This is a genomic window from Acinetobacter sp. ANC 3781, from assembly GCF_004331285.1.
GTDB lineage: Bacteria > Pseudomonadota > Gammaproteobacteria > Pseudomonadales > Moraxellaceae > Acinetobacter.
Map to the genome: position 1 here is coordinate 40,102 of NZ_SJOH01000021.1, position 10,909 is coordinate 51,010.

The 10,909-nt window shown below is 41.1% G+C and carries 8 protein-coding genes and 1 rRNA gene; 3 read left to right on the forward strand and 6 right to left on the reverse strand.

Annotation, left to right across the window (positions count from 1 at the left end; all coding sequences use genetic code 11):
- Positions 1 to 138: 138 nt before the first annotated feature.
- Together fmt and rsmB are read left to right on the forward strand one after the other, a co-directional pair.
- Positions 139 to 1,098 (forward strand): methionyl-tRNA formyltransferase, encoded by a 960-nt coding sequence (gene fmt / locus E0H89_RS14270; RefSeq protein WP_131217927.1) that lies wholly within the window; start codon positions 139 to 141, stop codon positions 1,096 to 1,098.
- On the forward strand, positions 1,098 to 2,405 hold the full coding sequence (gene rsmB, locus E0H89_RS14275) for a 16S rRNA (cytosine(967)-C(5))-methyltransferase RsmB (protein WP_131217928.1): 1,308 nt from the start codon (positions 1,098 to 1,100) through the stop codon (positions 2,403 to 2,405). The genes fmt and rsmB overlap by 1 nt, the downstream gene beginning before the upstream one ends.
- A 67-nt stretch (positions 2,406 to 2,472) precedes the next feature.
- Here the strand turns inward: rsmB and zupT are convergent, their stop codons facing one another.
- From zupT to E0H89_RS14295, 4 genes are all read right to left on the reverse strand, one after another.
- Positions 2,473 to 3,282, reverse strand: a complete 810-nt coding sequence (zupT, locus tag E0H89_RS14280; protein WP_131217929.1) for a zinc transporter ZupT — start codon at positions 3,280 to 3,282, stop codon at positions 2,473 to 2,475.
- Positions 3,283 to 3,378: 96 nt separating this feature from the next.
- The gene (locus E0H89_RS14285) at positions 3,379 to 3,522 is read right to left on the reverse strand and encodes a methionine/alanine import family NSS transporter small subunit (RefSeq protein ID WP_131217930.1); all 144 of its coding nucleotides are present in this window, start codon (positions 3,520 to 3,522) and stop codon (positions 3,379 to 3,381) included.
- A gap of 10 nt (positions 3,523 to 3,532) precedes the next feature.
- Complete coding sequence (locus E0H89_RS14290; protein WP_131217931.1) at positions 3,533 to 5,011, reverse strand: sodium-dependent transporter; 1,479 nt, start codon at positions 5,009 to 5,011, stop codon at positions 3,533 to 3,535.
- Positions 5,012 to 5,424: 413 nt separating this feature from the next.
- Positions 5,425 to 6,870: an aldehyde dehydrogenase family protein gene (locus E0H89_RS14295; protein WP_131217932.1), complete on the reverse strand. Its 1,446-nt coding sequence runs from the start codon at positions 6,868 to 6,870 to the stop codon at positions 5,425 to 5,427.
- Positions 6,871 to 7,016: 146 nt separating this feature from the next.
- Between E0H89_RS14295 and E0H89_RS14300 the strand changes: the two genes are divergently transcribed.
- Positions 7,017 to 7,709 (forward strand): TIGR04219 family outer membrane beta-barrel protein, encoded by a 693-nt coding sequence (locus tag E0H89_RS14300; protein WP_131217933.1) that lies wholly within the window; start codon positions 7,017 to 7,019, stop codon positions 7,707 to 7,709.
- Between the two features lie 297 nt (positions 7,710 to 8,006).
- Here E0H89_RS14300 and E0H89_RS14305 read toward each other — a convergent pair whose 3' ends face one another.
- Positions 8,007 to 9,368 carry an MFS transporter gene (locus tag E0H89_RS14305; RefSeq protein WP_131217934.1) on the reverse strand — a complete coding sequence of 454 codons (1,362 nt, stop codon included), beginning with the start codon at positions 9,366 to 9,368 and terminating at the stop codon, positions 8,007 to 8,009.
- Between the two features lie 1,431 nt (positions 9,369 to 10,799).
- Positions 10,800 to 10,909 (reverse strand): 5S ribosomal RNA (gene rrf, locus E0H89_RS14315); the annotation flags it as partial.

A 10,909-nucleotide genomic window follows, 5' to 3' on the forward strand; every position in this document is an offset into this window, starting at 1 on the left:
TTCACCTAAATAAAGATCCACCTTTAAAAATATAAGATAAGTATCTGAGTTTCAGTAGCTTGTGAGTTCATGCACACGATCTTAGGTCTCGCTCTGCTTTTGCCTTATAATACGTTAAGTTTATTTGGAATTTCATCTGTGAAAATCATCTTTGCGGGTACACCAGAATTTGCAGCGGTTGCCTTAGACGCGCTCTTGAAAACAGAACATGAAATTGTTGCGGTATATACCCAACCTGACCGCAAAGCAGGTCGTGGGCAGAAGCTGAGCGCATCGGCAGTCAAACAATTGGCTTTAGAACACGGCATTCCGGTTTATCAGCCGCTACATTTCAAATCATCGACTGAAGAAGGTCTGGCAGCACAGGCTGAACTGAAAGCTTTAAATGCTGATGTGATGGTGGTTGCAGCCTATGGCTTGATCCTGCCGCAAGTGGTTTTAGACACGCCTAAATATGGCTGTTTAAATATTCACGGCTCTTTATTGCCACGCTGGCGCGGTGCAGCACCGATTCAACGCGCTATTGCAACGGGTGATAGCGAAACAGGCGTGACCATTATGAAAATGGCCGCGGGTCTGGACACCGGTGACATGATGTATAAAACCATCTGCCCGATTGAATCCACAGATACCTCGGCCAGCCTGCATGATAAACTCGCCCTTCAGGGGGCAACTGCTATTGCCGCTGTTTTAGAATCGACAGAAAAATTACAACACTATTTAGAAATGCGTGAAGTTCAAGATGAAGCTTTAACCGTCTATGCGCACAAATTATCAAAAGCTGAAGCTCAGATTGACTGGGCCATCGATGCAGTACAAATCGACCGTAATATTCGCGCTTTTAACCCGTGGCCCGTGGCATTTATCGTACTCGATGAAAAAAATAACCTGCGGGTATGGAATTCCCAGTTATCTACTGCAACCGCGAAAAATGCTCAAGTGGGTGAAATCATTGCGATTGACAAACACGGCGTCCATGTTGCCTGTGCAAATAACACTGTAATCACGCTAACTGCTTTACAATGGCCAGGTGGCAAACCGCTGAATGCCGTACAAATTTTACAAACTCAAAAACTGAATATCGGACAAATTTTATAATGAGACAATCTCCCCACGCCTCTGGTAAGACTTTAAACTTACGTGCTCAGGTTGTTAAAACGTTATTGGCTGTCCAAAATGGTCAATCACTGGCATCAGTGTTAAATCAACACATGAATATCGTGTCAGACAAAGACCGCGCGTTATATCACGAATTGGTGCTTGGCTGTCTACGCCAATGGCATGCATTGAAACAGGTGACTTTACCCCTGCTTACTGTACCGCTTGAAAATCCAGTGGTTGAAACCTGTTTATATGTGGGTTTATATCAATTGCTGTGCACCCGTGTAGCTGCACATGCTGCGATTTCTGAAACGGTAGAAGCCAGCAAACAACTGGGTATGGAAAGTTTAAGTGGCGTGGTGAATGCCATTTTACGCCGTGCAACGCGTGAAACTGAGCAGTTCTATGATGTCCTGGAAAATGCATCGAATTTGCCAAGCTGGTTGGCTAAGCGTTTAAAGAAAGACTGGGACGAGCAATTTGCAGAACTCAGCTACGAGCTTAAACAGGTTGCACCCCTGACTTTGCGTGTCAATACCCGTCAGGTCAGCCGTGAAGAATATCTCGATATTCTGGAAGACGAAGGCATCGATGCCCATCGTTGTGAACTCTCGGATGTCGGTATTGTACTGGATGAAAGTATTCATGTGCCTAGCCTGCCAGGTTTTGAAGCTGGCGGTTTTTCGGTACAAGATGAACATGCCCAGCTTTGCGCAAGTTTAGTGCCTAATCTTGATGGCAAATTTGTAATTGATGCCTGTGCAGCACCTGGTGGTAAGACGGCGCATCTTTTAGAGAAATATCAGCCGAAAAAACTGATTGCACTTGACCAAGATGAAAAACGTCTCAAACGTGTGTCTGAAAATTTAGAGCGTCTCATTCTCGACGGCAAACACGTTGAAATTATTACCGCAGATGCAGGGAAATGGACTGCGCCTGAACTGGCAGATTGTATTGTACTAGATGCGCCCTGTTCAGCGATTGGTGTGATTCGTCGCCATCCGGACATTCGTTTATTGCGTCAGTCGGGTGACATTGCCAAAACCGTAGAGTTGCAAAAACAGATTCTTGAAAATATGTGGCAGCAACTGAAAGTCGGCGGCACCTTGCTTTACATCACCTGCTCGATTTTAAAAGCTGAAAATGAACAGCAAATGGTGGATTTCTTCGCCCATCATGCCGATGCGCAAGAACAAAAAATTGATGCGAACTGGGGAATTGAACAAATTCACGGTCGCCAGTTACTGCCAAAAGTCGGTCATGGCGATGGTTTCTTCTATTGCCGTATCCAGAAAATAGCTTAATTGATGCGATTAAAAAGGTGGCTTTAAGCCACCTTTTTTGTATTTGGATTTTTTAACCATATGTTCTTCAACTGACAAATTTAAAAATCACCAGACTGATGGCTAATGATGCCATGCCAATGACTAAACCATAAACTGTTTCATGCCCTTTGGCATAACGTTTTGCCGTCGGCAATAATTCATCGAGGGCGAGGAATACCATCACCCCGCCAATGACTCCAAACACCATTCCATAAACCGTAAAGCTCATAAAGGGTGCCAAAATAAAGTAGCCTAATGCTGCACCTAATGGCTCTGCTAAAGCAGACACAAAACTGGCGCCTAAGGCTAAATCTCTACGCCCAGTCGCCATATAGACCGGCAAAGCAATCGCAATACCTTCAGGAATATTGTGAATCGCAATCGCCACCGCTAAGGATGCACCTAGGGTCGGACTTTCCAAGGTCGCAAAAAACGTCGCTAAACCTTCTGGCAAGTTATGCGCAGTAATCGCAAATAAAGTCAGTAAACCGGTACGCTTTAATTGTCGTTGTTCGATCTCTGCGGCATTTTTCGGTTCAATGGCTTCATGCGGATTCGGAATAAAACGATCTAGCAACAACACTAAAATCACCCCGAATAAAAAAGCAAAGGTGCCAAAAGCAAAGCCATAATCCGCACTATAGGCTTGGCTAAATGAGGCAATCGATTTATTTAAAATTTCAGTCAGTGAAACATAGACCATAGCGCCTGCTGAAAAAGCCAGGCCAAAAGATAACAGGCGATAGCTGGGTTGCCTAAAAAATAAAACCAGTGCTCCACCAATCACGGTGGCCAATCCTGCCAGAAAGGTCACTGCAAATGCGATCCATACTTGATGTGGCAAAATGGTGTGCATCGCCATGCTCCACTTCAGAAACAAGAAAGCCATCATCATAAATGATAATGACTTTCATTTGCATATTTTATAAGGGTTTACTGAATTATTTTTGACTTAGAGCGTGTGTTGATCTTTCACTTCTTCAAGCACATCGTCTAGCTCTTCAGGATTTTTCATCAAGTGAAGAATCGATAAGGCCAATCCACCCCATAAAAACACCATCGAGATAATCATCATCACAATTGCGGAAGTATTCATGTTTTCTCTCCTAGCGGTCTTTAACGCGAGCCAGAATAAAGGCAATAGCTGCACAGAAAATAACGCTGCCCCAGCCAAATAACCACTGCAGACTTACACTATAATCACCATAACCTTTTAATAACAAGTTAAAGATGGTCATTCCTAAAGTAACCAGCAAAATCAAAGAGGTAATCACAGTTAAAGTGAAATCCCAACCTTTGCCCAATTGCACGGTGGAAATGGCATTGACGTGATTTCGGATCTCAACCAGAGCTGAACGCTTGAACCAGGCAATACTGATAATCGAAATCAACGCACCGCCGATAATGCCAATGTTATTAATGAAATGGTCAATGATATCGACCAGTTTAATCGAATTTACACTGGAGAATAAAACGATAGAAACCAGTGCACTGCCGCCACCCACGATCGTTACGGCTTTTTTACGGCTCCATTTCAGCTTGTCCATCATGGCTGCAATTGGAACTTCCAAAATACTCACCATCGATGAAATACCGGCAACAAATAGTGAGGTAAAGAATAAGATCCCGAATAAATCAGCGCCAGCACCCAAGCTAGAAATGATTTTAGGAAACGCAATAAATGCCAGTCCAATCCCGCCACTCACTACATCTTGCACATTGCTATTTGCGGTATAGGCCATGAAACCAAGTGCAGCAAAAATACCAATACCGGCTAAAATTTCAGTTGAAGCATTGGCAAAGCCCACAATTAAACCCGAACCGGTTAAATTGGTTTTCGGTTTTAAATAAGAGGCATAAGTCACCATGATCCCGAAACCTACAGAAAGCGAGAAGAAGGTATGACCATAAGCCGCCAGCCAAACCTTATAGTCCATCATGGCAGACCAGTTTGGAGTAAAGAAGGCATTTAGACCCTCTACCGCACCCGGTAAACGAAGTGCCTGAATCACTAAAAGGGTAAATAGAACAAACAATAAAGGCATGAAAATCTTGTTGGAAAGCTCTACACCTTTTTTCACCCCACCATATAAAATAATTAAGGTAAGCGCCCAAATTCCTGCCAATGGCCAAAAAATATGGCTGACAAAACGCGGGTCGAAACCGGTTGCATCCGAAGTCTGCAAATAGGTTTTAAAGAAGAAAGCTTCTGGGTCACTGCCCCACATTTGACCGATAGAAAAGTAGACATAACTGCCTGCCCAGGTCAAAACACTGGCATAGTACAAACCAATGATGATACACACGCACACTTGCCACCATCCGAGGGTTTCACCCCCACGGAATAGTTTTCGGTAAGCTTTAGGAGGCGAACTATTATTTTTATGCCCTACTGCATAATCTAAAAATAAAAGCGGTAAACCGGCAGTAATTAAGGCAATTAAATAAGGAATTAAGAATGCGCCACCGCCATTTTCATAAGCAATGTAGGGAAAGCGCCAAATATTACCTAAACCGACAGCCGATCCAACTGCTGCAATAATAAAGCCCGATCGTGATGTCCAGTTTTCACGAGAATCTGTCATAAAACACCTAAACCTTTAGGCATCTTTAGCTGCTGCTTGTTTTTGGGTTATCTCGCGAGCAAAAAAAGTACCATTCAAAAAAATTAATCTTTTTATGTTTGAAGTTAGTTCTACGCCTTTTGAGCATTCTGTTCTAAGTTGCAAACAGGCCGTCATCGCAAAATCTTGCTTAAAGTCTTTTGCTGGTTTTTGCCTTTCAATGAGTGAACAATACCCATTTTTCTGACGGTTTTGTGTAGTTTTTGCGGAAATTATTTAATTTTATAATCTATAAATTATTAATTGATCAAAATATAGCTGATCTGGCCCTATGTGTAACTTAATCTGTTCCTTTTCTCAAAACGAAGGATGTTTCATTTGGGTTTTACTAAAAGTAATCAGGGTATTTCTATCCCCTGATTACCTCAATTTTCTTATTTTTTAATCGCTAAAATACGCTCTTCCTGCATCTCACGAATTGCATATGCCACACCTTCACGCCCCAGACCTGAATCTTTGACTCCACCATAGGGCATGTTATCCACCCGGAAAGAGGGAACATCATTAATAATCACGCCACCGACATGCAAATGATCCCAGGCATACAGCATTTTATTCAGGTTCTGGGTATACACCCCTGCTTGCAAACCAAAACGACTGCTATTGATTCGGTCTATACCTTGCTCGAAAGTCTTATATTTTTCAATAATCGCCACCGGTCCAAATGCTTCATCTTTATAAATTTCTAGGGAAGTATCGACATTTTCCAACAAAGTGGGTTCAAACATCATTCCATTCAGCTCTCCGCCAGTAAGCAATTTTGCGCCTTTTTTCACGGCTTTATCGACCCATTTTTTTAGACGGAGGGCTTCTGATTCTTTAATCATCGGACCAACCAGCGTGCTATCCAGCTCAGGATCAGCCGCTTTGATTTTTTTCAGTTTGGCCAGCAGTTTTTTCTTCAGTTCAGCATATATATCTGCATGTACCACAATACGTTGCACACTAATGCACACCTGCCCCGCTTGATTATACGCACCGCCAATCAAACGATCCACCAAAGCATCACTAATTTCAGTATCCTCATCAATCATGACTGCGGCATTACCGCCCAGCTCCAAGATTACTTTCTTACGCCCTGCACGGGCCTTCATGTCCCAACCGACCACATCAGAACCGGTAAAACTGAGCAGTTTAAAACGGTCATCGGTGACCAGTACATCGGCATGTTCACGCGGACAAGGTAAAATTGAAAATGCACCTGTGGGTAAATCTGTCTCGGCAAGAACTTCAGCAATCTTCAATGCAGAAATAGGGGTTAAGCTGGCCGGTTTAAGCACAAATGGGCAACCAGCTGCAATTGCAGGGGCAATTTTATGCGCGGTTAGATTCAGTGGAAAATTAAACGGACTAATTAATGAGACTGCACCAATTGGTGCATATTTCATCATGCCTTGATAACCCGATGCTGCCGCTGTTACCGCCAGAGGAATCATGCGTCCATCATCCAGTTGGGTGACCGCATCGGCTGCAATTTGAAAAGTATTGATTAAACGTTCCACTTCCGCGGCGGCTGCTTTACGTGGTTTTCCGCCTTCTGCAATCAGAATTTCGGTTAGCTCTGCTTGCATTTCATTAAAGCGTTTTACACAATGCAGTAAAATTTTTTGTTTTTGAAAAGGCTCTAAAGCCGCCATGTCTTTTTCTGCTTTTACTACAGATTGAATCGCTTTTTCGATGGTCTTTTCATTCGCTAAAGCCACCCGTGCATAAAGCTCATGTGTATATTTATTTTTGACGTCAAGCCATTGCTCGGTTTTAACTGCTTTACCTGCCACATACAGGGGATAGTCCATCACGTTTACAGCTTTATCGACCATGTAAAATTTCCTCTAGTTGTCTAGAAATAACAGCAATGCAATTTTCTTTTATTCACTATATGATGCGCTGAGTTGGGCAGTAGTTCCTTATATTTAAGTAACAACATTATTTTCTAAAAATAATAAATCACATCTTTAGGATATCCATGCAATCACTCAAATTATTTTGCTTCATCCTTGGACTTGGCACATACAGCTCTGCACAAGCCGATTTTATTGGCATTAAAGCCGGTATAGATTACTGGAATTACAGTGCTGATTTAAGCAATCCAGCATCTGTCCCTCCATCCCCACAACTAGAAGATGATCATGCGATGTCATTTTCCGTGGCCCTAGAGCATCCTGTACCCTTTTTGCCGAATGCAAAAATTAAGCATACCCATCTACAAGCCGAAAGCGATCAAAGTTTTACAGGGGTAAAAAACCATCAGGTTGATCTGGATTATTCAGACTTTATTCTGTATTACGAAATACTCGATAATATAGTTTCGGCTGATGTCGGCTTCGGTGCCAAACGTCTAGAAGGTGATATTCGCCAAAATGTGACCCAGACTCAAGAAGTCAGTAGCACAGTACCGATGATTTATGGAGAAGCAGGCATAAAACTGCCCTTTACCGGACTCAGTGCACGAGCTGAAGCCAGTTTTGCAGCATTGGATGATGAGAAAATTACTGATGTTCAAGCTGAATTAAAATACAACTTTGTTGAGAGTATGCTGGTCGATGTGGGCGCTAAAGCCGGTTATCGTATTTTGGATATCCAGCTTGAAGAAGGCTCAGACCAGGAAGCCAAATTAAAATTCAAAGGACCTTATATTGGTCTAGAAGCACATTTCTAAAACACTGTTGTACGCTTTAGCTTACATCAACTGCAGAAAATGCCAGCTGTTCAAGCCATTTGATTCACCCTATATTTAACTCAGCAGGAAACAGGACGTTTCCAAAACTAAAAACAACAATAATAAGTTTGAGCATCAGGATGTGAGGTACGACAGGAGTTATACCTAAGTAACCAATACGAAAAAGCCCTATCAGGATGATGGGGCTTTTTTCATGCCTTCAATTCATCCATACAGAAAAGCCTCCCGAAGGAGGCTTAAGTTTTATAAAACTCTATCTAGTTTAGATGGACTGATTTAAGAACGGATAGGTTGTGCAGATACCGCCACTGTTGGTTCAGCTTTAATTTCGGCCGTTTTTGCTGGACGGATAAAAAATATGGCCATGGCACCGATTATTCCAGGAATAGCCACAGCGATAAAATTCCATTTATGTGGTAGTTCCATACCCAAAAGCATGCCGATCACGATTGGACCCACAATCGCTCCGGTACGACCCACTGCCGATGCCCAGCCAATACCGGTTGAACGGACTGCAACCGGATAATACTGTGCTACATAACTGTACAGCAAAATGCTGCTGCCAATTGAAGATGCGCCAGCCAGACTTACCAGTAAATAAATAACAGGCTGCGGAGAATTGAAGCCGAGTCCAACTAAAGAAAGTACGCCTACAACTAACATACTGATCAGTACCGGTTTAAAATCAAAACGGTCCGCTAAAACTCCTCCACTAATTGTTCCAATCACGGCTCCAATATTCAATGCCAGTAAGAACATTAAGCTGCTGCCTAAAGAATAACCGGCTGCCATCATCAGTTTTGGCAACCAGCTGCCTAATGCATAAAGCATCAATAAGCACATAAAGAATGCAAGCCAAAACAGAAATGTTCCTACAGCACGATTTTCTGTGAACAATTCTTTTACTGAGGTACTTCCGTTTTGATCATTCGACGCTAAAACTAATTGCGCATTGGCGGATACTCGTACTGCTGGCTCAACTTTTTGTAAAAAATTACGTGCCTGATCTTGCTTGTTTGCTTTAACCAAAAATATTAAAGATTCCGGCAGGAATTTCCAAAAAAATGGAACAAACAATAAAGGAATAACTGCAATATAGAACATGATTTGCCAACCATAATCTGCGGTAAACCATGAACCGCATAGTGCTGCCATAATCCCGCCTACAGCATAACCGCTAAACATGGTGGTGACTAAAGTACTGCGCACACGCTGTGGTGCATATTCTGAGGTTAAGGCCACTAAATTTGGCAATACACCGCCAATGCCTAAGCCTGCAACAAAGCGTAATATTCCAAATTCTGTTGGATTAGTGGCAAATCCGCCTAAAAAAGTAAATAGACTGAACAATGAAACGCAAATTAAAATCACTTTTTTGCGGCCAATTTTATCCGCCAGCATGCCAAAGCCCATCGCACCAAACATCATGCCTGCCAAAGCAGTACTCGCCAACATGCCTGCCTGCACGGCACTCATCCCCCACTCTTGCATGAGTAATGGTAAAACGACTCCATTAATTGCTAAATCATAGCCATCAAATAAGACAATAAATAGGCACCAGAGCACAAGTTTCAAATGAAACGACTTAAACTTAGCTTGATCCACTACAGCATTTACATTAATTGTTGTCGCTGTCATGAGTACTCACCTCCAATGTGAGACTTAAATTTCAATCTACAATGGGTTTCTGGCGGAATTTTGTCCACAACTTGAAAGGCATAAACCTATACCTTGAAAGTATATAAAATCTTTTTTGGAATAAAATGTCAGGATAAAATAAGTTATAAATAATTATTTTTGTTACATATTTTACTGTGAACTATAGTTCACACTTATTTTTAATAATAAAAACAATATGTTAACAAATTAATATTTTTCACTCGACTAAAGATGATTTGATTGAAAAATTGTCAGAGTTTGTCGGCTAAAAACCTTAAAAGGATAAGTAGGTATACTTTGGAATAAATCCTTAAATGTGGACTGGAATTAAAGAATACTTATATGGCACTAGAGAACCATACAGATAAATTTCATGTTTAAGTTCATAAGAAAACAGAATATTTATCAGACTCAAAAGAGTAGGAAATTTTAGCAGCGAGAGGAGTAGTTATAATAGAAGCTATACTGAAGCAACTTATATGTAAAAAACCCTAATAATGTAGGGCTTCAATTTTTAGTGTATTAATGCAGGCTTTCTAAGCTTTTTATATAAACCATAATCTCTTGATTACCTGTCATTTCTGCGTGTTTTAAGGCAGTGTATGTACTAGGATGATGGTAATTGGACCTTAACTGATAAGTAATTTAATTACGTACAAATGAGCATTTTTAGCCGCGGGATGTAAATCGCTATAGCTCTCATCATAGGTAGAATGAGGATCAATGCCCTGCTTTAAGATTTCACTCACCTGTTCAATATCATCCAGTGATGCCCAATACCCAAGTTCAGGAGGATAAAGTTATTTATCATCCTCAGGGAATAGGGAAAATGATTTCAGTTTCATAGAAATTTTCTAACTTTCACAAATTAAATTACCAATTATTAAAAGGTATCTTAAACTGTGAAATTTTTATACGCCTCATTTGGTAATTTAATAAGAGTTTTAAACTGAAGCCAGGCATCTAACAATTTTTGGATTAGAACCTACTATTATTGCCTCAATTATATTTCTTTTTTCTTTAATTAAAGGTAGCTCAATATAGGGAGCTATATGGAACTTACACGCTTCAAATTTTAAAAAACTCGATAAATTTCTTATCCATATTCGCTATTTTAACAGCATCTCGTATTACCAGGCAAAAGGAGCCAAATAATCATCCATAAATATCTCTGTAGTTTGTAAAGCTAAGAAATCTATTTGTCTCACGATATTCCTGAAAATCCTTTAAATAGTCACAATGACTAGTCCACAAAAATTGTGAAGCTAGATACTAAGTAATCGATAAAGACTAGTATAGTAAGCATAAGCAATTATTTTTATTATAAATATGATGACACAACTATATATTCGTTATTATTTTTGAGGCATAAAAAAAGCCCCGCTATTGAGCGGGGCTTTTGGAATAATGAGCTGGCGATGACTTACTCTCACATGGGTAACCCCACACTACCATCAGCGCAAAGAGGTTTCACTTCTGAGTTCGGGAAGGGATCAGGTGGTTCACTCTTGCTATTGTCG

Coding starts and splice junctions, on each gene's coding strand:
- E0H89_RS14285 (WP_131217930.1), bottom strand. CDS start 3,522: ATGAATACTTCCGCAATTGTGATGATGATTATCTCGATGGTGTTTTTA.
- zupT (WP_131217929.1), bottom strand. CDS start 3,282: ATGCACACCATTTTGCCACATCAAGTATGGATCGCATTTGCAGTGACC.
- E0H89_RS14300 (WP_131217933.1), top strand. CDS start 7,017: ATGCAATCACTCAAATTATTTTGCTTCATCCTTGGACTTGGCACATAC.
- rsmB (WP_131217928.1), top strand. CDS start 1,098: ATGAGACAATCTCCCCACGCCTCTGGTAAGACTTTAAACTTACGTGCT.
- E0H89_RS14290 (WP_131217931.1), bottom strand. CDS start 5,011: ATGACAGATTCTCGTGAAAACTGGACATCACGATCGGGCTTTATTATT.
- E0H89_RS14295 (WP_131217932.1), bottom strand. CDS start 6,870: ATGGTCGATAAAGCTGTAAACGTGATGGACTATCCCCTGTATGTGGCA.
- E0H89_RS14305 (WP_131217934.1), bottom strand. CDS start 9,368: ATGACAGCGACAACAATTAATGTAAATGCTGTAGTGGATCAAGCTAAG.